The organism is Arenimonas sp. (assembly GCF_036275555.1).
Lineage (GTDB): Bacteria > Pseudomonadota > Gammaproteobacteria > Xanthomonadales > Xanthomonadaceae > Arenimonas.
Genome location: NZ_DASUDO010000005.1, coordinates 59,900 through 82,895, shown reverse-complemented (window position 1 = coordinate 82,895; position 22,996 = coordinate 59,900). Strand labels below are relative to the sequence as shown.

Genomic DNA, 22,996 nt, shown 5'->3' with positions numbered 1-22,996 from the left:
CGTGGGCCGCACCGTCTTCCGCCCGCTCGACGGCATCCTGCTGCTCGACAAGCCCGCCGGCCTGAGCTCGAACCAGGCCCTGCAACGCGTGCGCCACCTGTACCGCGCCGAGAAGGGCGGCCACACCGGCGCGCTCGATCCGCTGGCCACCGGCCTGCTGCCGCTGTGCTTCGGCGAAGCCACCAAGATCGCCGGCCTGCTGCTGGGCGGCCGCAAGGCCTACGAGGCCGAAGTGCGGCTGGGCCAGGTCACCGACACCGACGACGCCGATGGCCAGGTGCTGCGCGAGCGGCCGGTGCCGGCGCTGGACCACGCCACCGTGCAGGCGGCGCTCCAGCCCTTCCTGGGCAGGATACTGCAGCGTCCTCCGATCTATTCGGCCCTGAAGCAGGGCGGGGAACCGCTGTACGCCAAGGCCCGCCGCGGCGAGACCATCGAGGTCGCCGAGCGCGAGGTGGACGTCGAAGCCATCGACCTGTTGGCCCTGGACGGCGACCGCCTGCGCCTGGCCGTGACCTGCGGCTCGGGCACCTACATCCGCAGCCTGGCCCGCGACCTGGGCGAGGCCCTCGGCTGCGGCGCCCACATCACCGCGCTGCGCCGGACCTGGGTCGAACCCTTCAACCCGCCTGTGATGCACACCTTCGAGGCCCTCGAGACCACGGCCGCGGCGGGCGGGGAGGGCGCGCTGGAGTCACGCTTGCTGCCGGTCGAGGCCGGCCTGGCGCACTGGCCGGCGGCCGTGGTCGGCCCGGACGAGGCGCGCCGGCTGGGGCAGGGCCAGGCCGTTTCCGGACTCAAGTCCCTCCCACAGGGGCCCGGCGAGCCCCCTGTGGGAGGGACTTCAGTCCCGAAGCCGTTCACCGTGAACCTGCTGGACGAAAACGGCCGCTCCCTCGGCCTCGGCGAGTGGCGTGAAGACGGCCAGCTCTGGCCCAAGCGCCTGTTCCGCTGGGCTTCGGCCTCCTGAAGCCCGCGCCCGGCCGCGTCCGTGCCGCCTAAAGCCTTGTCCGCAAAGGCGCCTTCCGTTAAACTTTCGCGGCTTTCACGAGCACCTCCCAACCGGCGGGCCACGCGGTGCGGCGCCAATCCTGGCGACGTTCCTGCAGGCTGCGCATCACCGAGAAGAAAACACCATGTCCATCGATTCCGCCAAGATCATCGAAGAGTTCAAGCGCGTCCCCAACGACACCGGCTCGCCGGAAGTCCAGGTCGCCCTGCTCTCCGCCCGCATCGACCACCTGACCGACCACTTCAAGTCGCACAAGCAGGACCACCACTCCCGCCGCGGCCTGCTCAAGATGGTCAACCAGCGCCGTTCGCTGCTGGGCTACCTGAAGAAGAAGGACCAGGCGCGCTACCAGACGCTGATCGAGCGCTTGGGCCTGCGCCGCTAAGGCAAGCAATAAAGACGCGGCGCAGTGATGCGCCGCGTTGCATTTGGGGGCTTTGAATTCCCCGGATGCGCCACCGCCGGGCAGGGTGCCCGTCGGACTGAATCCGAAAAGAGGAATACATCATCGTGGCGAAAGTAACCAAGACGTTCCAGTACGGTCAGCACCAGGTCACCCTCGAGACGGGCGAGATCGCCCGCCAGGCCAGTGGCTCGGTCATCGTCAAGTTCGACGACACCGTCGTGCTGGTGACGGCGGTCGGCAACAAGAACGCGAAGGAAGGCATGGACTTCTTCCCGCTCACCGTCGACTACATCGAGAAGTTCTACGCCGGTGGCCGCATCCCGGGTGGCTTCTTCAAGCGCGAAGGCCGCCAGACCGAGCGCGAGACCCTGGTTTCCCGCCTGATCGATCGCCCGATCCGCCCGCTGTTCCCCGAGGGCTTCCGCAATGAAGTCCAGGTCATCGCCACCGTGATGTCGATGAACCCCGAGATCCACGGCGACATCCCGGCCCTGATCGGCGCCTCCGCCGCGCTGGCCCTGTCGGGCATCCCGTTCGCGGGCCCGATCGGCGCCGCCAAGGTGGGCTACGCCAACGGCAAGTACCTGCTCAACCCGTCCACCACCGAACTCAAGACCTCCGACCTCGAGCTGGTCGTCGCCGGCACCGCGGGCGCCGTGCTGATGGTCGAGTCCGAGGCCAAGGAGCTGAGCGAAGACGTGATGCTGGGCGCCGTGATGTTCGGCCACCAGCAGCTGCAGACCGTCATCAAGGCCATCAACGAGCTGGTCGCCGAAGTCGGCGTCACCCGCTGGGACTGGAAGGCGCCGGAAAAGGCGCAGGCCCCGATCGACGCGCTCAAGGCCGCCATCGGCGACAAGCTGGCCGCCGCGTTCCAGATCAAGGACAAGCTGGCCCGTCGCGACGCCATCTCGGCGCTCAAGAAGGAAGTCATCGAGTCGCTGAAGCCGCAGGCCGAGGCCAACGGCTGGAACCTGGCCGAGCTGTCGAAGGAATTCGGCGAGTTCGAGTACAGCACCATGCGTGAGTCGGTGCTCAAGACCAAGGTCCGCATCGACGGCCGCGCGCTCGACACCGTGCGCCCGATCACCGTGAAGACCGGCGTGCTGCCGCGCACCCACGGCTCCTCGCTGTTCACCCGCGGCGAGACCCAGGCCATCGTGGTCGCCACCCTCGGCACCGCGCGCGACGGCCAGATCATCGACGCCGTCGAAGGCGAGTCGAAGGACCACTTCCTGTTCCACTACAACTTCCCGCCGTACTCGGTCGGTGAAGCCGGCCGCATGATGGGCCCGAAGCGCCGCGAGATCGGCCACGGCCGCCTCGCCCGCCGCGGCGTCCAGGCCGTGATGCCGTCGATGGAGTCGTTCCCGTACACCATCCGCGTCGTCTCGGAGATCACCGAGTCCAACGGTTCCTCGTCGATGGCCTCGGTCTGCGGTTCCTCGCTGGCCCTGATGGACGCCGGCGTGCCGATCAAGGCGCCGGTTGCCGGCATCGCGATGGGCCTGGTCAAGGAAGGCGCCGACTACGTCGTGCTGTCCGACATCCTGGGTGACGAAGACCACCTCGGCGACATGGACTTCAAGGTGGCCGGTACGCAGGGCGGCATCTCCGCGCTGCAGATGGACATCAAGATCGACGGCATCACCGAAGAGATCATGAAGGTCGCACTGGCCCAGGCCAAGCAGGGCCGCCTGCACATCCTCGGCGAGATGGCCAAGGCCATCACCGCGCCGCGCTCGGAGCTGTCCGAGTACGCGCCGCGCCTGCTGACCATCAAGATCCACCCGGACAAGATCCGCGAAGTGATCGGCAAGGGCGGTGCCACCATCCAGGGCATCACCAAGGAAACCGGCACCCAGATCGACATCCAGGACGACGGCACCATCGTCATCGCCTCGGTCAACGCCGCCGCCGCCCAGGCCGCGAAGGCGCGCATCGAGCAGATCACGTCCGACGTCGAGCCGGGCCGCATCTACGAAGGCAAGGTCGCCAAGATCATGGACTTCGGTGCGTTCGTGACCATCGCCCCGGGCAAGGACGGCCTGGTGCATGTGTCGCAGATCTCCAACGAGCGCGTCGAGAAGGTCTCCGACAAGCTCAAGGAAGGCGACGTGGTCAAGGTCAAGGTGCTGGAAGTGGACAAGCAGGGCCGCATCCGCCTGTCCATCAAGGCCGTGGAAGAGGGCGAGGGCGTCTAAGCCTTCGCTTCCCCTGGCTGAACGAAAAAGCGGGCTTCGGCCCGCTTTTTCTTTGCCCGGTCCCTGTAGGAGGGACTTCAGTCCCGAAGCCCTTCGCCGAAAAGCTTCGGGACTGAAGTCTCTCCTACAGGGTAGCGGGCGCTGGTAGAGTCGGGGCATGAAGCGCCATTTCTCGATGATCCGCGGGTTCCACCTGGCCGACTGGCTGACGCTGGGCAATGCGTTCTGCGGCACGGGTGCGGTCTTCGCCGCGATGCGCTTCCTGCAGGATGGCCGCCAGGCCGACCTGCTGTGGGGCATGGCGCTGATCCCGCTGGCCTTCATCTTCGACGCGCTCGACGGCTGGGTCGCGCGGCACCGGCACACCGCGTCCACGCTCGGGCGCGAGCTCGACTCGCTGTCGGACGTGATTTCCTTCGGCGTCGCGCCCGCCGCGCTGGCCTACGCCTGCGGCATGCAGGGCGGCTGGGACTGGGTGGTGCTTTCCTACTTCGTCTGTTGCGGCGTCAGCCGGCTGGCGCGCTACAACGTCACCGCCGAGTCGCTTACCGGCGACGAGGGCAAGGTGCGCTACTTCGAAGGCACGCCGATCCCGACCAGTCTGGCGCTGGTGATCGTGCTGGCGGTGGCCACCTGGCAGGGCCACATCGGCGACGCGCTCTGGTTCGGCAGCGTGCGCCTGGGCTGGGAGCTGCATCCGCTGGTGCTGCTGTACGCCGTGTCGGGATCGCTGATGATCAGCAAGACCATCCGCATCCCCAAGCCCTGAGCCCCCGCGTCCCGTGAACCTCCCCACGCTGGCCGCCATCGATGACCACCTGACGGGCCAGCGCCCGCACCCCTGGCTCGAAAGGTTGCCGCGCTTCTTGCGCGAGTTCCTGTACTTCGGCATCAAGGAAGCGCGCGCCTGCCTGTTCGTCGTGCTGTTCTTCGCCGCCGTGTTCACCGTGCCGCGCGAGGGGCTGTTCGGCATCGCCCGCTACGACGTGCTACTGGTCGCGGCGCTGGCGATCCAGGCGTTCATGCTGGTCGCGAAGCTCGAGACCTGGGACGAGCTCAAGGCGATCTGCCTGTTCCACGCCGTGGGCTTCGCGCTGGAGGTGTTCAAGACCTCGCCGTCGATCGGCTCCTGGAGCTATCCCGACGCCGGCGTGACCAAGGTGCTGGGCGTGCCGCTGTTCGCGGGCTTCATGTACGCGGCGGTGGGCAGCTACATCATCCAGGCCTGGCGGCTGTTCGACCTGCGCGTGCTGCACCATCCGCCGCACTGGATGGCGGCGCTGGTGGCGAGCCTGATCTACGCCAACTTCTTCACCCACCACTACATCGGCGACTACCGCTGGTACCTCGCGGCCGCGGCGCTGGGGCTATACGCACGCTCGACCGTCGTGTTCCGCCCGCTCGACCGCGACCGCCGCATGCCGCTGCTGCTGGCCTTCGTGCTGATCGGCTTCTTCATCTGGATCGCCGAGAACATCAGCACCTTCTTCCGCGTCTGGAGCTACCCGAACCAGCTCGGGGCCTGGGCCGCGGTGCACGTGGGCAAGTGGAGCTCGTGGGCGCTGCTGGTGGTGATGACCTTCACCATCGTCGCCAACCTCAAGCACATCAAGGCGCGCATCCACGTGCCCGACTGAGCCCGGCCCGCGCCGCGCTGGTAAAGTGCCCGGCCAAGGGAGGCCCGCATGGACTATCTGCTCGTCACGCTCGACCTGGTCGGCACCTTCGTGTTCGCGCTCAGCGGCGCGCTGGTCGGCGTGCGCCACCGGCTCGACCTGTTCGGCGTGCTGGTGCTGTCCTTCGTGGCGGCCAACGGCGGCGGCGTGATGCGCGACACGATGATCGGCGCGACGCCGCCGGCGGCGCTGCAGGACTGGCGCTACGTGGCGATCTCGATCGCAGCGGGGCTGCTCACGTTCTGGCGCGCGGGCGCGATCGAGCGCTGGCGCAACCCGGTGCAGAGCATCGACGCGCTGGGCCTGGGCGTGTTCGCGGTGGCGGGCGCGCTGAAGGCGCAGGCTTTCGGCCTCGGCCCGGTCGGCGCGATGCTGCTGGGCATGCTCACCGGCATCGGCGGCGGCATGATCCGCGACGTGCTGGTGGCCCAGGTGCCGACCGTGCTCAAGGCCGAGCTCTACGCGATCGCCGCGCTGGCGGGCGCGGGCGTGGTGGTGTTGGGCACGGCGCTGGGCTGGCCCGTGGCCTGGGTGGTCACCGCCGGCATCGTGACCTGCACCGGCCTGCGCCTGTTCGCGATCCGGCGCGGCTGGACCCTGCCGGTGGCCCGGCCGCCGGAGTAGCCAGCGCGACCGGCCGCCCGGCACCTTCGGTTGCAAGGCGCATCTGCTGAACCCTCGCCGACCCGCGCCCCGGGCGACTCCCGGTCCGTTCAGGCCGGGGCTGCGATAAACGTCGCACGCCGCCAAGACGGCGAAGGAACCGGCTCCGTGCCCGGGCTTCCAGACTGGAGAGGGCACCATGTCATTCGCACTGTTCCTCATTGGCCTCGCGCTGGTCGTCGCCGGCATCGCCTGGGCGATGGTCACCGCGGGCATCCCGACGCTCTACATCGGCATCACCTGCCTCATCGTGCTGGGTGTGGGCATCATGGCCGCCGTATCGAAGACGCGCACCAAGGACTAGCCGAAACCTGGATCGGCGGCGACTGGCTGAGCGGCAAGCGCGGATGCCGGGGCGGACGATCCCGCGCAAAGGGGCGACAAGCGGACGCGCCGCGCCGTTGGCCGCGGTTCACGACGGCTGCAGCAGGTCCCAAAGGTTGCCCCACGCGTCCCGGAACACCGCCACCTTGCCGTAGTCCTCTTGCCTCGGCGCCCGCACGAACTCGACCCCGCGCGCCCGGTAGGCGTCGAAGTCGCGGTCGAAATCATCGGTGCAAAGGAACAGGAAAACCCGGCCGCCGGCCTGGTTGCCGATGCGCGCCGCCTGCTCGTCGTTGGCCGCCCGCGCCAGCAGCAGGCCGGTCCCGGACGAGCCCGGCGGCGCCACCACCACCCAGCGCTTGTCCTGCTCGGGCCGGTAGGTATCCTCCACCAGCGTGAAGCCCAAGACGCCGACGTAGAAGGCGATGGCTTCGTCGTAGTCCGGCACGAGCAGGCTGACCAGGGCAAGGGATTGCTTCATGGCGACGGCCTCAGCCGAACAGGAAAACGGCCAAGGCGACCGTCCAGGAAACGACCATCGCCAGGATCAGCAGCAGGCTGACCTGCAGCACCGGACCGACCCAGGGCGGCAGCGCCAGGCGCTTCCACCGCACCAGCTGCAGCAGGCTGTTGCCGCCCGCGAGCAGCGGCAGTGGCAGCAGCGAGAATGCCATCAGCTTGGCCAGCAGCAGCACGCCGGTTGCGAAGGGCGCGGCGTCGGCTGCCTGTCCGTAGCGGCCGAGGTAGGCCTGTGCCTGGCCAAGCGGATCCAGGGCGCCGTCGGTGATCTGCCCGAAGCCCTGCGCGAAGGCCGCGCCTGCCGCCGGTCCCGCGGCCGCAAGGCACAGCGCCAATACCACCAGCGGACCCGAGAGGACCACCAGCGCGCGAAGCACGGGATGCACCTCGCCGAAGGGACGCCCCGGGGCGTCCGCGGCCAGGTCCGGATCGTCGTGGTCCTTGAACGTGCATGAGGAGGCGAATAGCCAGGGCGTCACCAAGACCGCGGTGCCTCCCAGCGTCCACTCCAGCCGGGGACGGCCCACACCGGCGGCGATCTGCGGCACGCCCACGCCCAGCGCACGCGCGACCAGCGCCGTCACCAGCACGGGCAGCGTCGAGGCGACGCCGACGCAAAGCATCAGGACTATCAGGGGCATGGCCTTGCCGCCCCGGTCGAGTTCGACTTCATTGCTCTGTCCTTGTCGGGCATGACCACCCGCATTCCAACCAACCCGAACTTGGCATGTCGCGGCCTTTTTCGCTCGCCCTTGGCTCAGGGGGTCTTGCCGGCCCCTGGCACCTGCCTGACCCAGTAGCCACCCAGACGCCAGGTGTCGTCCTCCCAGACCAGGACGACGCTTTCGTGGGTGCCTCGCACCCGGGAAAAGTCAGCCGCGTAGACGACGACGGCGAACCGGCCGGGCGGGAATCCCTCGATGGTCTCCGGGAATGCGTATCCGAGCGGCTTCCTGCCCAGGAAGTCCCCGAACATTCCCCGCGCAGCCAGCGGCACGGCCTTGAGCGCGAACTTCGACGTCTGCTTCTTCAGTACCGTCGATGCTTGGTTCCAGACGCGGTCCCAGTCCTCATCGTCGATCGCGGCGATGATCAGGTCGGCGGCCGCGTGCGCCGCCAATTGCTCATCGGTCGTGGCTTCGCGCATTTTCGGCGCCACATCGGCGGAGGTGCCGATGTCGACCGTGCATCCCGGTAGCGCCGGGGACAGCAACAGGGCGGACACCAGCATCATGGTGACGCGGCGTCCCTGCCGGTGTCGCCGGGCCGCCGCTTCGGCGGGCGGTTCCACGGGGCCACGCTTCGCCTCCCGGGCCGGGTGCCCTGCGTCGCCTCGCTGCCAGTCGATCATCGCGGGTGCTCCACGCTTCCTGCCCGTCGCATTGGGCTAGGAAGCTAGCACGAGGCCTCGGGTGTCGTCAGGTCCGGGGCTCACACCCACCCGGTGGCGTAGAACACGCCGATGATCACGAACACCGCCAACGTCTTGATGATCGTGATGGCGAAGATGTCCTTGTAGGCCTGGCGGTGGGTCAGGCCGGTCACGGCCAGCAGGGTGATCACGGCGCCGTTGTGGGGCAGGGTGTCCATGCCGCCGCTGGCCATGGAGGCCACGCGGTGCAGCACCTCCATCGGGATGCCGGCGGCGTTGGCATTGGTGATGAAGGTGTCGGCCATCGCGGCCAGGGCGATGGACATGCCGCCCGACGCGGAGCCGGTGATGCCGGCCAGGGCGGTCACGGTGATGGCTTCGTTGACCAGCGGGTTCGGGATCGAGCCCAGCGCGTTCGCCACCACCAGGAAGCCGGGCAGGGCGGCGATGACGGCGCCGAAACCATACTCGGAGGCCGTGTTCATCGAGGCCAGCAGTGCACCGCCGATGGCGGGCTGGGTGCTTTCGGCGAAGTGGGCGGTCACCGGCTTCCAGGCCAGCACCAGCACCGCGGCGATGCCGGTCAGCAGCGCGCCCTCCACCGCCCAGATCGCGGCGATGCGGCTGACTTCTTGCACCACCGGCGCGGCGTTGCCGATCACCGAGGGCGCGAATTCGTGGCTGTCGCCGTAGATGCGCGGAATGAGCACGGTGTAGACCTTGTTGCTCACGCCCACCAGCACCAGCGGCAGCAGCGCGACCCAGGGATTGGCCAGCCGGTCGCCGGCGAAGGGCGTGGGTTCGTTCTTCAGGTCGGTTCCGTAGCCCTCGCCGGCGCGGCGCGCGGCGCGGCGGCGCGATTCCAGGTACACCATGCCCAGCGCCAGGATGAACAGGCCGCCGATCGTGCCCAGCACCGGCGCGGCCCAGGTGTCGGTGCCGAAGAAGCCGGTCGGGATGATGTTCTGGATCTGCGGCGTGCCGGGCAGCGCATCCATGGTGAAGGTGAAGGCGCCGAGCGCGATGGTGCCGGGGATCAGGCGCTTGGGGATGTCGGCCTGGCGAAAGAGCTCCGCCGCGAACGGATACACCGCGAACACCACCACGAACAGCGACACGCCGCCATAGGTCAGCACGGCGCACACCGCCACGATCGACAGCATCGCCCGGTCCGGCCCGAACAGGCGGATGGTCGCGGCCACGATCGACTTCGAGAAGCCCGAGACCTCGATCAGCTTGCCGAAGATCGCGCCCAGCAGGAACACCGGGAAGTAGAGCTTCAGGAAGCCCACCATCTTGTCCATGAACAGCCCGGTGAACATCGGCGCCACCAGGCTCGGGTCGGTCAGCAGCACCGCGCCCAGCGCCGCCACCGGCGCGAACAGGATGACGCTGTAGCCGCGGTAGGCGACCAGCATCAGGAAGCACAGCGCGGCGAGCACGATCAGGAAGGACATGCCTTCGGTTCCCGGTTCCAAGCAAGGCCCCGAGTGTCCCCAGCCGCCGCCGCGCCGGCCACTTGTACCAAGGTACAGTGCCGGCCGCCCGGGCCGACGCATAGTCTTCACGGCATCCGGCCATCCCGGCCTGCCCACCGCGTTGCAAGGGGATAACGAATGAAGCGCAACCACCTCAGCCTGGCCATCGGCCTCACCCTTTCCCTGGCCGCCGCGCAGGCGCAGGCCCAGTCGGCCCCGGCCGCGGCGCCGTCCAGCGAGGCGGTGACCCTCGATGCGGTGCAGGTCACGGCCCGCAAGCGCGAGGAGACGCTGCAGGAAGTGCCGGTGGCGGTCACCGCCTTCACCGCCGAGAGCATCGACAAGCTCAACATCCGCGACCTCGGCGACCTCGACGCGCAGGTGCCCAATCTCACCGTCTACGCCGCCCGCGGCTCGAGCAGCACCGTCACCGCCTACATCCGCGGCGTCGGCCAGTCCGACCCGCTGTGGGGCGTGGACCCGGGCGTGGGCATCTACCTCGACGACGTCTACATCGCCCGCCCGCAGGGCGCGCTGCTGGACGTGTTCGACGTCGAGCGCGTGGAGGTGCTGCGCGGCCCGCAGGGCACGCTGTACGGCAAGAACACCGTCGGCGGCGCCATCAAGTACATCTCGCGCGGCCTCTCGGCCGACACCACGGGCATGGCCCAGGCCACCGTGGGCAACTACGGCCAGCTCGACGTGAAGGGCGCCATCGGCGGTTCGCTGGGTTCCGACGCGCTGCGCGCCCGGGTCGCGGTCGCCAGCCTGCACCGCGACGGCTTCGGCGAGAACACCGTCACCGGCCAGGACGTCAGCGACAAGGAAATCCTGGCGGCCCGCGCCCAGGTCGGCGCCTTCATCAGCGACGACTTCAATATCCAGGTGGCCTTCGACTGGATGGACGACCAGTCCGGCGTGCGCGGCGCCAAGATGCTGTCGGCCAACCGCTTCGTGCCGGGCGCGCCGCCGATGGCCAGCCGCTACGACGTGCGCAACGGCATGCCCAACGTCAACGACACCTCGATGACCGGCGTCTCGGCCGTGGCCAACTGGCGCATCAGCGACGACTGGGGCTTCAAGTTCGTCAGCGCCCGCCGCGAGTCGGATACCGAGACCAACATCGACTTCGACACCACCCAGGCCACCATCGCTGACGTCAAGGCGTTCTACAGCGACGAGCAAATCAGCCACGAGCTGCAGTTCAACTACGACGGCGGCGGCCGCGCCCGCGGCGTGATGGGCGTGTACTACTTCGACGGCGAGGCCGGCGGCCAGGTCCTGAACAACTTCTTCGGCCTGCTGTTCGGCGACACCCAGGGCACGGTCTACACCGACTCCATCGCGGTCTACGGCGACTGGAGCTTCGACATCAGCGACAAGTGGAAGCTCGACGCCGGCGTGCGCTGGACCGACGAGGACAAGCGCGCCGACGTGCTCAACCGCGGCTACAGCAACAACACCTACACCACGCCGATCTCGGTGGTGGCCGACTTCGACCGCACCATCAACTTCACCAACGTCGCGCCGAAGGTCTCGCTGGGCTACCAGGCCACCGACGATATCCTCGTGTACGGCCTGGCCACCCGCGGCTTCAAGTCGGGCGGCTACAACATCCGCGCCCAGGCCACGGCGGTGCCGCGCTCGGCCGAGCCCTTCGACGACGAGGTCGTGGACAGCTTCGAGGTGGGCACCAAGATGTCCTTCCTCGACCAGCGCCTGTTCCTGAACCTCTCGGCCTTCCACAACAAGTACGAGGATATCCAGCTGTCGGTGTTCACCAGCTACGACAGCAACGGCGACGGCACCAACGATGCCTTCTTCGGCGACTTCACCAACGCCGGCAAGGGCACGGTGCAGGGCCTGGAGGTCGAGTACCAGTGGCTGCCGACCCGTAACTGGCTCGTCAGCGGCAACCTGGCCTTCCTCGACGCCGAGTACGACGAATTCATCTACGCCGGCCTGAACATCGCCGACGAGCAGGAGTTCACCAACGCCCCCGAGTTCTCGGGCGCCATCAACGTCGAGTACCGCACCGACCTGGCCAACGGCGGCAACCTGGCCGCGCGCGTGGGCTACAGCTACCAGGACGACGTGGTCGCCACCACCGAGATCGTCCGCACCGGCGCGCTGCCGATCACCCAGGATGGCTACGGCCTGGTGAACGCCGGCGTGATCTGGAACACCGGCGGCAGCTGGTCCTTCTCGCTGCAGGGCACCAACCTCACCGACAAGGAATACCGGACCACTGGCTACAACCTCAACGCGGCCCTCGGCGTCGTCACCGGCTTCTACGGCCCGCCGCGCCAGTACAGCCTGTCGGCCCGCTACGACTTCTGAGGCATCGGTTTCCCCGGGGAATATCCCAACGGGCCGCGCAAGCGGCCCGTCTTTTTTCGCCCGCGGACCGCACCGCGCACGCCTGGCCGACCTGCCCCGGCGGGCAGTGCGGTATCCTCGAAAGCGATCAAACGATCTGCGGCTGAATACCAAGGCATGCTCGGACGGAGGGGGTTACACGGGGCCGGATCACGACGGCCGGCGCGGCCAGCGGTCGCGCGGGTGGGCTTTCGCCGTGGCGATGCCGTAGCCGCGGGTAGCGCGCCGTGCTGACCGACGCCTTCGTCATCGGCGCGGGCCTGGTCTGGCTCGGCCTGCTGTTCGGCACCGCGCTGTGGGCCGAGCGCCGGCCCGGCCTGCTCGCGAAACAGTGGCCGGCGGTGTACAGCCTGTCGCTGGCGGTCTACTGCACCTCGTGGACCTTCTACGGCACGGTGACGCAGGCGCAGCGCTCGGGCTGGCCGATCCCGCCCACCTTCCTCGGCACGATCCTGCTTTACGTGTTCGGCTTCGGTTTCCTGCTGAAGCTGCTGCGGCTGGCGCGCGAGCACAACTCCACATCGCTTGCCGATCTCGTCGCCACGCGGCTGGGCAAGAATTCGTGGCTGGCCGCGGTGGTCACCTTCGTGGCGATGCTGGGCATCGTTCCCTACATCGCGCTGCAGCTGAAGGCGGTGGCGATGAGCTACGGGCTGCTCACGCGCGCCTCCGACCTGTCGCCGCCGCCGTGGCAGGACAGCGCGCTGTACGTGGCGCTGGCGATGGCGCTGTTCGCGATGCTGTTCGGCGCGCGCCGCGCCTCGGCGGTCGAGCACAACCGCGGGCTGGTGCTGGCGATGGCGGTGGAGTCGCTGCTCAAGCTGGGCGCGATGCTGGCGCTGGGCGCCTTCGTCGGGTTCGGGCTCGACCTGCCGGACGTGCCGCCGGTGCCGCCGCCGGCCGACGGCGCCAGCGGGTTCCCGGCGCTGGTGCTGCTGGGGGCGCTGGCGATGTTCACGCTGCCGCACCAGTTCCACGTCGGCGTGGTCGAGTGCCGCGACGAGGGCCAGCTGCGCACGGCGCGCTGGCTGTTCCCGCTGTACATGCTGCTGATCGCGCTGCCGATCCTGCCGCTGGCGCGCGCCGGTGATGCGCTGCTGGCGCCGATGGGCGTGCCCTCCGACCTGTACGTGCTGGCGCTGCCGCTGGCGCAGGGCCAGGAAGGGCTGGCGCTGCTGGCCTTCCTCGGCGGCCTGAGCGCGGCCACCGGCATGGTGATCCTGTCGACGCTGGCGCTGAGCGTGATGATCTCCAACCACTGGCTGGCGCCGCTGCTGGTGCGCGGCGCCTGGGGCCTGGGCGGGGGCCGCGGCGCCGACCTGCGCGGCGCGGTGCTGATGCAGCGGCGCGTGGGCATCCTGGTGGTGGTGCTGCTGGCCTGGCTGTACAGCCGCGCGATCGCCGGCAGCGATGCGCTGGCCGACATCGGCGCGCTGTCGTTCTCGGGGCTGGCGACGCTGGCACCCGCGGTCGGTTTCGCGGTGTGGCGGCCGCAGACGCCGCCGCGCGCGGTGCTGGTGGGCCTGCTGGCCGCAGTGGCGATGTGGATCTGGGTGCTGCTGGTGCCGGCGCTGGCGGAGGCCGCGGCGCATCGCGGCGGCTGGCTGGTCGACGGTCCGTTCGGGCTGGCGTGGCTGGCGCCGGACGCGATGTTCGGGCTGGGCGAGTGGAGCCGGATCGCGCGTGCGACGGTGCTGAGCCTGGTCGCGGGGGCGCTGGTGACCTGGGCGCTGGCCTCGCGGCTGGATGTGCTGCCGGACCGCGGCCAGGGCGCGACGCTGACGCGCGACGGGCTGCGCGCCGTCGCCACGCGGTTCCTGCCGCAGCCGCGGGTCGAAGCGGCGCTGGCCGGCGCCAGCGGCGACGGTGCGGTGGCCGCCGAGGTGCAGCAGCGGGTCGAACGCGAACTGGCGGCCGTGCTGGGCGCGGCGTCGGCACGGCTGCTACTCGACGCCGCGCGCCGCGAGCAGGGCCGCGACCTCGATACCGTGGCCACCATCGTCGGCGAGGCCTCGCAGGCGCTGCGCTTCAACCAGCGCGTGCTGGAGGCGGCGCTGGAGAACATGAGCCAGGGCATCAGCGTGGTGGACGCCGAACTGCGGCTGGTGGCCTGGAACCGGCCGTATGCCGAACTCTTCGACTACCCGCCCGAATTGCTGCAGGTCGGGGTGCCGGTGTCCGAGCTGGTGGCGCACAACGTCGCCCGCGGCCGGGTGCAGGCCAGCGAAGCGGGCGACGCCGTGCAGCGCCGGCTGGCGCACATGCGCGCGGGCACGCCCTACGTCACCGAACGCCGCCTGGGCGAGACCGTGGTCGAGATCCGCGGCACGCCGATGCCGGGCGGCGGCTTCGTGGCGACTTTCACCGACGTCACCGCGTTCCGGCGCAGCGAGGCCGAGCTCAAGTCGGTGGCCGAGACGCTCGAGCAGCGCGTCGCCGAGCGCACCGCCGAGCTGGCCGGCGCCAAGGCCGAGGCCGAGCGCGCCAACCGCGCCAAGACCCGCTTCCTGGCCGCGGTCAGCCACGACCTCGCGCAGCCGTTGAACGCGGCGCACCTGTTCGTGCATGCGCTCTCGCCGCAGCTCTCGGAGCCGGGGCACCAGGCGGCGCTGGCCAACATCGACGGCGCGCTCGGCTCGGCCGAATCGCTGCTGGGCGGGCTGCTCGACATCTCGCGGCTCGACGCCGGCGGCATGGCGCCCAAGCCGCAGGCCTTCCGCCTCGACGAACTGGTGCTGCCGCTGGCCGCGGAGTTCCGGGTGCTGGCGGCGGAGAAGTCGCTGCCGCTCGACACCGTGGCCTGCCGCGCCTGGGTGCACACCGATCCGCAGCTGCTGCGGCGCGTGCTGCAGAACTTCCTCGGCAACGCGGTGCGCTACACCGCGCGCGGCCGCATCCTGATCGGCTGCCGCCGGCGCGGCGACTGCCTCGCGATCGAGGTCTGGGACACCGGCCCGGGTATCGCCGAGGCCGACCAGGCGGTGATCTTCGAGGAGTTCCGCCGCCTCGACCGCGGCGGGCAGGGCCTGGGCCTGGGCCTCGCCATCGCCGAGCGCGTCGCCCGGCTGCTCGGCCTGCCGCTCAAACTGCGCTCATGGCCCGGCAAGGGCACGGTGTTCTCGATCGAAGTGCCGCGCGCCGCGCCGGCACCGGCGCCCGCCGCGAGGCCTGAGCCGCCGGCGCCCGAGCCGCCGCGCAGCCGCGTGCTGGTGGTGGACAACGACGCCGACGTGTTGCGCGGCATGCAGGCCCTGCTGCAGGGCTGGCAGTGCGAAGTGCTGGCCGCCCGCGACGCGGACGAAGCGCTGCGCCTGGTCGCGGCCGCCACGCCCGACCTGGTGCTGCTCGACTTCCACCTCGGCGACCACCAGACCGGCCTGATGCTGCGCGAACGCCTGGCCGCGGTGATGCCGCCGCGCCCCTGCGTGGTCATCACCGCCGACCATGGCACCGACGTGCGCGAGGCGGTGGCGGCCGCGGGCTGCGTGTTGCTGCACAAGCCGCTGAAGCCGCTCGCGCTGAAGTCCGTCATGGCCCGCCTGCTCGCCCGCTGACCCGGCGTCCTGTGGGAGGGACTTCAGTCCCGATGCTTCTCGTCGAAACGCATCGGGACTGAAGTCCCTCCCACAGGGGGTTACGGCATTTCGCCGAGGTTCTCGGCGCGCAGCGGCTGCACGGCGCCATCGACGAAGGCGCGGGGCGTGGTGGCGATGTCGGCATTGGCCGGCAGCGCCTTGCCTTCCGCGATGTGCGCCCACGCGGCATCCAGCGCGCGGTAGCCGTAGGGCAGCATCGGGACGTAGCGCATGGCCAGCACCGGCAGGCCGAGGAAGGCGTCGAAGTGCTGGGCGTTGCGCACGCGCCAGTAGCGGACCGTGCCGCCGTCCTGGGCTGCCCAGCGGGCGTAGGCCGCACCGCTGAACGCTTCCGGCACCAGGCCGTCGTCGGCGCCGTGCACCACGATCACCGGCAGGCCAGGGCGCGGCGGCGCGGCGCGGGTCTGTTCGATGCCGGCGCGCACCGGGCCTTCGGCGTCATCCCAAAGGCCGCGCAGGCAGAGGTTGCCCGCGTGCGTCGGGTCGCCGCCTTCGGCCCGCGGGTCGCGCAGCACGATGCCGTTGCCGGGCGGGATCCCGCTGCCGTCGCTCCACCAGGCCGCGCGTTCGGCGGCGGTGGCTGCGCGCGGCTGGCCCGACGCGTCGAGCATGGCGAAGGAGAAGCCGCAGGGCATGGCGTCCGGGCCGGTGCGCGCGTACGCCGACGCGTAGGTGGCATTCACCGCGCGCCAGAGGTCGAAGTTGCTGCTCAGCACGCCCGCGGCGATGGCCTCGTCGGTCCAGCCGCCGGCCAGCAGGTGCCGGCGCGCGGCCTCGGCCTGCGCAGCGGAGTCGTCGGTGTCGACGAGGCCCGCCGCGCGCAGCGAGGTGCAGCGCGCGAAGCCGGCCGGCGCCGGTGCGCCGCCGGGCCGCGCCAGCATCACGCCGTCGTAGGCGCGGGCATTGAGCGCGCAAGGCATCCAGATCGCGGCATCGCTCGAATAGTCGTAAAGCGCGCGGCCGCCGTCGCCGGGCAGGATGTTCGGCGACACGGCCACGACCGCATCGAAGTGCGGCCCGTCCCGTTCGCCCGCACGCAGCACCGCGCCACCGCCGTTGGAAACGCCGACCGCGATCACGCGCGTGGTGTCGAAGGTCCAGGGGCCGGCGTCCGGATACGCCAGCGAGAGCACCTGCAGCGAGAACTCGGCGGCCTGCGCCACGTGGCGGCCCCAGTCGGCCTCCGGGTTGTCGCCGGAGTGGGCATGCTTGACCGCGATCGGCAGCCCGATATCCGCGGCGCTGCTGGTGGCAATCGCCGACCCCGGGGCCGCCGTGTCGTCCTCGATACTGGCGCCGGAAGCGACGCTGGTCGCGGGCACGCGGAACTCGACCGGTGTGTCGCCTTCGGCCAGCCGGCCGTCCAGGCCGAAGCCGCGGCCATCGCGGGTGTCCACGTAACCGGTGCCCGCACCCTTGTCCGTGTAGGCCACCGCGCAGCCGCGCGGCAGGCCCCAGGCGCCGGCCAGCGCGATCGCGCCGTAGATGCCGCGCGAGCCGGAGGACGCGGTGACCACCACGCAGCGCGCCCCGGCATCGAAGCCATCGGGCACCTGCACCATCACGCGGTGCGGCTGGTTCCGGCCCGGCAGGCGCACCAGCGCGTGGTACTCGCGGCCGGGCACCGGTGCCAGCGCGCCGTAGACCTCTGCGTAGCCGCCGCCCGGCGACAGGTCGGCGATGCCGCGCCAGTTGGTCCAGATCGCGCGCCGGCGCAGCTCGGCCGCGGTCGGCTGCGCCGGGTCGGCGAACGCGGGTGGCGTCGCGGTGCGCAAGCCGGTTTCGCCGAGGCCGGCGGTCAGCAGGTCATCGCCGTCGCGATGCGTTTGCATCGCGATGCCGGCATCAAGGTCCAGCGAGGGCGTGCGTGCGGCGTGGCCGGCGCAGCCCGCCAGCCCCAGGGCCAGCAGCGAGGCCAGCGTCGCGCGGCGGCGGCGGTCCCAGGCCGGCGGCGTGCGCGCGGGCAGGGGGCGGGAGGGCAGGGTGGTCTTGGCGTTCATGCACCGACCTTAGCAACGGCGACCGGGCGGGGCATCGTACCTTGGTACGACGCGCCGGCCGTGCGGGCACTGCTAGGGTGGCGGTTCGCCTACGCCGCCAGGAGCCCGCCATGACCGATCGCTTCCTCGAGGGCCGCGTCGCCCTCGTCACCGGCTCCACCTCGGGCATTGGCCTGGCCATTGCCCAGGGCCTCGGCGCCGCCGGCGCGCGGGTGGCGGTGAATGGATTGGGCAGCGCCGCGCAGGTGGCCGCCGCGGTGGATGCCGTGCGCCTGGCGGGTGCACCGGACGCGCGCCACTTCGACGCCGATTTGTCCGATGCCGGCGCCATCGAAACGATGATGGCGGCGCTGGCCGACTGGGGCCCCGCCGACATCGTGGTCAACTGCGCCGGCGTGCAGCACACGGCGCCGATCGCCGAGATGCCGGCGGCCACCTGGGACAAGCTGATCGCCATCAACCTCAGCGCCGCCTTCCACACCATGCGCCTCGCGCTGCCGGGCATGGCCGCGCGCGGCTACGGGCGGGTGGTGAACATCGCCTCGGTGCACGGCCTGGTGGCGTCGGTGAACAAATCGCCCTACGTCGCCAGCAAGTTCGGCCTGGTGGGCATGAGCAAGGTGGCCGGGCTCGAGTACGCCGGCGCCGGTTCGCGCGACACCGGCGGCGTGACGGTGAACTGCGTCTGCCCCGGCTGGGTCGAGACGCCGCTGATTGAACCGCAGATCGCCGCCCGCGCCGAAGCCATCGGCGGCGACCGCGACGCCGGCGTGCGCGAACTGCTGCGCGAGAAGCAGCCCAGCGGCCGCATGTCGCTGCCCGCCGAAATCGCCGACACGGTGCTATGGCTCTGCCGCCGCCAGTCGCACAACCTCACCGGCGCCGCCATCCCCATCGACGGCGGCTGGACCGCGCAATGAAAAGAAGGGCTACTTCCAGCTGGCGAGTTCGGCGTCGGTGATGCGACCGTTGCGGTCGGTGTCCACCAGGCGGAACTCGCTGGCCAGGGCGTGGGTTTCGGGCACTTCCGAACGCACCACGACGCCGTCGCCGTTCTTGTCCAGCTGCGCCACGGTCGCGTCGTAGTCGCTGGCGTTGGGCAGCGGCGGCTGCACCGACTGCACGGTGACGGGGCCGGTGCTGGCCTCGAAATCGACGCGCGCGCCCGTGGTTTGCTGCGCGACGGCGGCGCCGGCCGAAAGCGTGCCCAGCAGGGCGAGCGAGAGCAGGGTCTTCATGGCGGGATCTCCGGGAAAGGAATGTGCACACGACCCTGCCGCCGGCACCCCGAACGCTCGGTGAACCTCGAACTTGCGTTCAGCCTTCCTTGTGGGAGGGACTTCAGTCCCGAAGCCTTTCGCCGGAAAGCCTCGGGACTGAAGTCCCTCCCACAGGGCGCGGGCCAGGGATGCGGATAGAATCGGACCATGACGCGACTGTTGATTGCCGATGACCATCCGCTGTATCGCCTCGCGCTGACGCAGGCGGTGCGCGGCGTGCTGCCCGAAGCGACGATCCACGAGGCCGAAGACCTGCCGGGCGTGCAGGCGGCACTCGCCGCGCACCCCGACACCGACCTCGTGCTGCTGGATCTGCACATGCCCGGCAGCCACGGCCTGGTCGGCCTGGCCTCGCTGCGCGCCGAGCATCCGGGCGTGGCCGTGGCGATGATCTCGGCGCACGACGACCCCGTCACCATTCGCCGCGCGCTCGCCTACGGTGCCGCTGGCTACCTCACCAAGCGCGCCGACCTGTCGGAGCTCCAGGCCGGCCTGCGCGCCGTGCTGGCCTGTGAGGAATGGCTGCCGCCCGCGCTGCGCGAGGCGGTGAAGGGCGCCCCGGCCGAAGCGGGCGACCGCGAGACCGCCGCGCGTCTGGCCACGCTCAGCCCGCAGCAGTTCAAGGTGCTGGCGCGCGTTGCGGAAGGCCGGCTCAACAAGCAGATCGCCGACGAACTCGGCATCCAGGAGCGCACGGTGAAGGCGCACATGAGCGCCATCTTCGAGAAGCTGGGCGTGCGCAACCGCACCCAGGCCGGCGTGCTGCTGGGCGCGCTGGCCCTGGCCGATCCCGCGCGCGAGGCCTGATCAGCGCCAGAACGGGATGCGGTAGGGCTTAGTGTCCGCGTCGACCGGGGCCCGCTCCTTTCCGGTTGGCGGCATCACCGTGAGCTCGTGGCGGCCGGCGGCCAGCCCCGACACCGGGATCATCGCCAGCAGCCCGCGCTGTCCCGTTTGCGGATCCTCGGCGGCATCGAGCGGTACCGCGGCCGGCTGGCCGTCGATGCGCAGGTCGAGGATGCGCGCGAGGCAGTCGAGCCGCGCACGATCGCCGCCGGCATCGTCCCGCGCCAGCGCGTCGGGGCAGCGCCGCTGCATCCCCAGCGTGTGGCGCGAGGGCAGGTAGGGAATGAACACGCGCAGGTAGGGGCCGCGCACCAGCGGATCGGGGATGTAGGGCGGCGGCACCAGGATCACCGCGTCGCCGCGCTGGCTGGCGTAGTGCATGGGCAGCAGGGTGTTGGGCGTCATGACCCGGTCGTCCGGCAGTCCCGGGTAGTCACCGAAGCCCCAGCCGACGCGCGCCGCGAAGGCCTGGTAGCTCACCACCGCCATCATCAGCGCCATCGTGATGCCCACCAGCCAGCCGGTGAGGCGGCCGCCTTCGTTGCTGACGAAGAGCATCAGCAGCGGGTTGTTGCCGCGGTTGAACCCCAGCGCCACATAGAACCGGAAGCCGCGCTGCAGCCAGCGGGCCTCGCGGGACCCCGCGGGCGCGCGCGCACCGCGCCGCCGGTCCCAGGCCACCAGCGCGCCGAAGGGCAGGAACAGCAGCAGGAAAACGGCGACCACCGCGTAAAACGTGGCGTTGCCGCGCGGCCCGCCCAGCGCCAGGAAGATCCAGATCAGGGCGGCGCCCAGGGTCACGATCACCATGGGCATCAGCATCACCACCGCCAGCCCGAAGCCCACGCCGAACACGCGGCTGGCGCGGTTGTCGGCCTGCTCGATGAGCTCCGACATCTCGCCGCACTTGTCACGGCTGGCCTCGATGTAGTGCGGGCCCATGCGCTTGGCCATGTTTTCCCAGCGGATGCCGCCCGGATAGACCGAATTCAGGCCCACCAGCGCCACCCAGTGCCCGCGCAGGGCCAGGTGGGCGATGAAGGTGCCGATCAGGGTCAGCAGCGCGAACTTGGCATAAACCCACAGCGCCATCACCAGCCCGCCGAGCTCCATGGCGCTGCCGTTGCTCATGTTGAACATGAAGCGATCGGTGAGCGCCGGCAGCTGCAGCAGGCCGAACACCGTGGCGCCCGAGATCAGCAGCTCCATGTCCCAGGTCGGGGTGGTGCGCTTGGGAAGCTGCAGCGGATCGTCGGTGCCGGGCGTGGCCGCGGCGTCGGGCTGGTCCATGTTAGTCCCCTTGTACCAAGCGGCTAGGTTGGCAGACCGCGGCGGTCCGGGACAAGCGCGCGGTGGTAGCATCGGCGCCCTCATTCGAACGCGCGCAAGGCGGGCAAGGCATGAAGAAGCTGCTGTTGATCCTGGCGCTGGTGGTCGGTGCCGCCGTGGTGGGCAAGTCGCTGCTCAAGGACCAGCCGGTGCTGCTCATCTCCAGCGGCGAGGTAAGGAACCCGTATGCGCCCGGCTCGGCGCTGCATGCGCAGCAGCAGGAGTTCGTCGACCAGTTCAACGCCGATCCGCAGCTGCGCGAGCGCTTCGCCGGCACGTTCACCAGCAAGGGCCTGTACGCGGAAATGGACGCCGCGCTGCGCCGGGGCGCCCGTTCGCTGGATTCCGCGCAGCTGATCTCGGTGACCCGGGCCATGGCGGCCGTGATCCCGCGCCTGCAGCAGGCCAACTGCGCCAAGCTGATGCGGCCCAAGGACGATTTCGACCGGGTGCTGGGCGCCGACGTCCAGAGCGCCCTCGAGCGCCTGCCGCCGCGCCACCACCTCAACTTCTGGCGCTTCTACCTGGCGGCGCTCAAGGCCGAGGTCAACGACCTGCCCGAGCGCCCGGTCGACCAGCCGGCGCGCGAGCGCGCGCTGATGGAGCTGGGCGGCCGCTTCAACCAGAACGACGTCGCGCGCCTGCAGCGCGTGCTGCAGGACCCCCTTTCGGCGCCCGACGCCGACGCCTGCTGGGCCATCAATGCGTTCACGCACAACGCCACCCAGCTGTCGCCCGACCACGCGGAAGCGCTGGCCCGGCTGATCTGGGGCGGCCAGTAAGGCCGTGCCCTTGCTGGTCGGCCTCGCGCGGATGCTGCTCGCCACGCTGGGGCTGGCCTGGGCCAGCCCGGTGACGGCGGCGGGCCTGCTGGCGGGCCTGGCCGGGGTGCCCTTCGGGGCCCGCGCCCGGTTCTCCGATGCGGCGCTGGTGTTCCACCGCTATCCCTGGGGCCCGGGCGGGGCGCTGACCCTGGGCAACGTGATCCTGCACACCGGCGGCAGCCTGGACGAGCCGGCCGTGACCTACGCCTGCCGCGCCCGCGGCGGCCGCGACCAGCAGGTGAGGCTGGGCGACCACGAGCGCGCCCACGTGCTGCAGTACCTGGCGCTGGGGCCGCTGTTCCTGCCGCTGTACTTCGCCTGCGGCGGCATCAGCCACCGCAACCGTTTCGAGCAGGCGGCCGACCGCTACGCCCTGACCGGGCGCGGCTGGTGGCCCTGGCCGCGGCCCGGGCGGCTTTGACGCCCCTCAAGGCGGCGTGAAAGGGCGGTGGTAAACTGCCGGCCATCCCGAAACCCCTGGTGATGCCATGTTGGCCCTCGAATTCCCCGGCAGCGACAAGCTGATCGCGATGATCAACGCGGCGGTCACCGGTGACTGCCAGCGCCAGACCACCGACTGCATCCGCAACGGCCTCTCCGAGCTGATCCGCAAGCGCGCCATGACCCTGCCGGCCTGCGTGCTCGAGCCCGTGGCCGACCACTACGCCCGCCGCGAGCTCTACCGCTGCGAGCTGACCGGCTTCAGCGTGGTGGCCATGACCTGGGGCCCGGGGCAGGGCACCGCCATCCACGATCATTCCGGCGTGTGGTGCGTCGAGGGCATCGTCGAGGGCCAGCTGGAGATCACCCAGTACGACCTGCGCGGCCGCGACGGCGACCGGTTCCAGTTCGAGCCCGTGGGCACCACGCTGGCCGGCGCCGGCTCGGCCGGCAGCCTGATCCCGCCGCACGAGTACCACACCATCCGCAACCCCAGCGCCACCGACATCGCGGTGTCCCTGCACATCTACAAGCAGGCCCTGACCTGCTGCGCGCACTTCCACCCCGCGGCCGACGGCTGGTACACCAAGGCCGACCGCCAGCTCGGCCTCGACGAAGCGGCCTGAGCTATAATCCCCGCGCCAACG

21 protein-coding genes are annotated in these 22,996 nt (G+C 70.6%); 14 read left to right on the top strand and 7 right to left on the bottom strand.

Annotated features, from left to right (window positions below; translation table 11 throughout):
• Position 1: 1 nt before the first annotated feature.
• The 7 genes from truB to VFV21_RS00595 all read left to right on the top strand — a co-directional run bounded on the left by truB (position 2) and on the right by VFV21_RS00595 (position 6,265).
• On the top strand, positions 2–970 hold the full coding sequence (gene truB, locus VFV21_RS00625; RefSeq protein ID WP_329667642.1) for a tRNA pseudouridine(55) synthase TruB: 969 nt from the start codon (positions 2–4) through the stop codon (positions 968–970).
• 166 nt (positions 971–1,136) lie between these two features.
• On the top strand, positions 1,137–1,397 hold the full coding sequence (gene rpsO / locus VFV21_RS00620; protein WP_329667641.1) for a 30S ribosomal protein S15: 261 nt from the start codon (positions 1,137–1,139) through the stop codon (positions 1,395–1,397).
• A gap of 125 nt (positions 1,398–1,522) precedes the next feature.
• Positions 1,523–3,622, top strand: coding sequence for a polyribonucleotide nucleotidyltransferase (gene pnp / locus VFV21_RS00615; protein WP_329667640.1), 2,100 nt, complete (start codon positions 1,523–1,525; stop codon positions 3,620–3,622).
• A 157-nt stretch (positions 3,623–3,779) separates the two neighbouring features.
• Positions 3,780–4,391, top strand: a complete 612-nt coding sequence (pssA, locus tag VFV21_RS00610; RefSeq protein WP_329667639.1) for a CDP-diacylglycerol--serine O-phosphatidyltransferase — start codon at positions 3,780–3,782, stop codon at positions 4,389–4,391.
• 13 nt (positions 4,392–4,404) lie between these two features.
• Positions 4,405–5,259 carry a DUF817 domain-containing protein gene (locus tag VFV21_RS00605; RefSeq protein ID WP_329667638.1) on the top strand — a complete coding sequence of 285 codons (855 nt, stop codon included), beginning with the start codon at positions 4,405–4,407 and terminating at the stop codon, positions 5,257–5,259.
• Positions 5,260–5,307: 48 nt separating this feature from the next.
• Entirely contained in the window at positions 5,308–5,922 is a 615-nt protein-coding gene (locus VFV21_RS00600) for a trimeric intracellular cation channel family protein (RefSeq protein ID WP_329667637.1), read from the top strand.
• Between the two features lie 178 nt (positions 5,923–6,100).
• Positions 6,101–6,265 (top strand): hypothetical protein, encoded by a 165-nt coding sequence (locus tag VFV21_RS00595; RefSeq protein ID WP_329667636.1) that lies wholly within the window; start codon positions 6,101–6,103, stop codon positions 6,263–6,265.
• A gap of 108 nt (positions 6,266–6,373) precedes the next feature.
• Here VFV21_RS00595 and VFV21_RS00590 read toward each other — a convergent pair whose 3' ends face one another.
• From VFV21_RS00590 to VFV21_RS00575, 4 genes are all read right to left on the bottom strand, one after another.
• A complete protein-coding gene (locus tag VFV21_RS00590) occupies positions 6,374–6,766 on the bottom strand; it encodes a VOC family protein (protein ID WP_329667635.1) in 393 nt (130 codons plus the stop codon).
• A gap of 10 nt (positions 6,767–6,776) precedes the next feature.
• The gene (locus VFV21_RS00585) at positions 6,777–7,445 is read right to left on the bottom strand and encodes a hypothetical protein (RefSeq protein WP_329667634.1); all 669 of its coding nucleotides are present in this window, start codon (positions 7,443–7,445) and stop codon (positions 6,777–6,779) included.
• 116 nt (positions 7,446–7,561) lie between these two features.
• Positions 7,562–8,155: a DUF4019 domain-containing protein gene (locus VFV21_RS00580; RefSeq protein ID WP_329667633.1), complete on the bottom strand. Its 594-nt coding sequence runs from the start codon at positions 8,153–8,155 to the stop codon at positions 7,562–7,564.
• Positions 8,156–8,235: 80 nt separating this feature from the next.
• Positions 8,236–9,633, bottom strand: a complete 1,398-nt coding sequence (locus tag VFV21_RS00575; protein WP_329667632.1) for a GntP family permease — start codon at positions 9,631–9,633, stop codon at positions 8,236–8,238.
• Between the two features lie 159 nt (positions 9,634–9,792).
• Between VFV21_RS00575 and VFV21_RS00570 the strand changes: the two genes are divergently transcribed.
• Both VFV21_RS00570 and VFV21_RS00565 read left to right on the top strand, forming a co-directional pair.
• A complete protein-coding gene (locus VFV21_RS00570) occupies positions 9,793–11,994 on the top strand; it encodes a TonB-dependent receptor (protein WP_329667631.1) in 2,202 nt (733 codons plus the stop codon).
• 266 nt (positions 11,995–12,260) lie between these two features.
• Positions 12,261–15,587, top strand: coding sequence for a hybrid sensor histidine kinase/response regulator (locus tag VFV21_RS00565; RefSeq protein ID WP_329667630.1), 3,327 nt, complete (start codon positions 12,261–12,263; stop codon positions 15,585–15,587).
• Between the two features lie 80 nt (positions 15,588–15,667).
• Here VFV21_RS00565 and VFV21_RS00560 read toward each other — a convergent pair whose 3' ends face one another.
• Complete coding sequence (locus VFV21_RS00560) at positions 15,668–17,629, bottom strand: 3-hydroxybutyrate oligomer hydrolase family protein (RefSeq protein WP_329667629.1); 1,962 nt, start codon at positions 17,627–17,629, stop codon at positions 15,668–15,670.
• Positions 17,630–17,739: 110 nt separating this feature from the next.
• On the opposite strand from VFV21_RS00560, the gene VFV21_RS00555 reads away from it, so the two are divergent.
• The gene (locus tag VFV21_RS00555; protein ID WP_329667628.1) at positions 17,740–18,549 is read left to right on the top strand and encodes a 3-hydroxybutyrate dehydrogenase; all 810 of its coding nucleotides are present in this window, start codon (positions 17,740–17,742) and stop codon (positions 18,547–18,549) included.
• Between the two features lie 9 nt (positions 18,550–18,558).
• Here the strand turns inward: VFV21_RS00555 and VFV21_RS00550 are convergent, their stop codons facing one another.
• Positions 18,559–18,867 carry a hypothetical protein gene (locus tag VFV21_RS00550; RefSeq protein WP_329667627.1) on the bottom strand — a complete coding sequence of 103 codons (309 nt, stop codon included), beginning with the start codon at positions 18,865–18,867 and terminating at the stop codon, positions 18,559–18,561.
• Between the two features lie 189 nt (positions 18,868–19,056).
• On the opposite strand from VFV21_RS00550, the gene VFV21_RS00545 reads away from it, so the two are divergent.
• On the top strand, positions 19,057–19,716 hold the full coding sequence (locus VFV21_RS00545) for a response regulator transcription factor (RefSeq protein WP_329667626.1): 660 nt from the start codon (positions 19,057–19,059) through the stop codon (positions 19,714–19,716).
• Here VFV21_RS00545 and VFV21_RS00540 read toward each other — a convergent pair whose 3' ends face one another.
• Positions 19,717–21,045 carry a hypothetical protein gene (locus tag VFV21_RS00540; protein WP_329667625.1) on the bottom strand — a complete coding sequence of 443 codons (1,329 nt, stop codon included), beginning with the start codon at positions 21,043–21,045 and terminating at the stop codon, positions 19,717–19,719.
• A gap of 110 nt (positions 21,046–21,155) precedes the next feature.
• On the opposite strand from VFV21_RS00540, the gene VFV21_RS00535 reads away from it, so the two are divergent.
• From VFV21_RS00535 to VFV21_RS00525, 3 genes are all read left to right on the top strand, one after another.
• Positions 21,156–21,866, top strand: a complete 711-nt coding sequence (locus tag VFV21_RS00535) for a hypothetical protein (RefSeq protein ID WP_329667624.1) — start codon at positions 21,156–21,158, stop codon at positions 21,864–21,866.
• Between the two features lie 31 nt (positions 21,867–21,897).
• The gene (locus tag VFV21_RS00530) at positions 21,898–22,329 is read left to right on the top strand and encodes a hypothetical protein (RefSeq protein ID WP_329667693.1); all 432 of its coding nucleotides are present in this window, start codon (positions 21,898–21,900) and stop codon (positions 22,327–22,329) included.
• A 67-nt stretch (positions 22,330–22,396) separates the two neighbouring features.
• Entirely contained in the window at positions 22,397–22,975 is a 579-nt protein-coding gene (locus tag VFV21_RS00525; RefSeq protein ID WP_329667623.1) for a cysteine dioxygenase family protein, read from the top strand.
• The last annotated feature ends 21 nt before the right edge of the window (positions 22,976–22,996 follow it).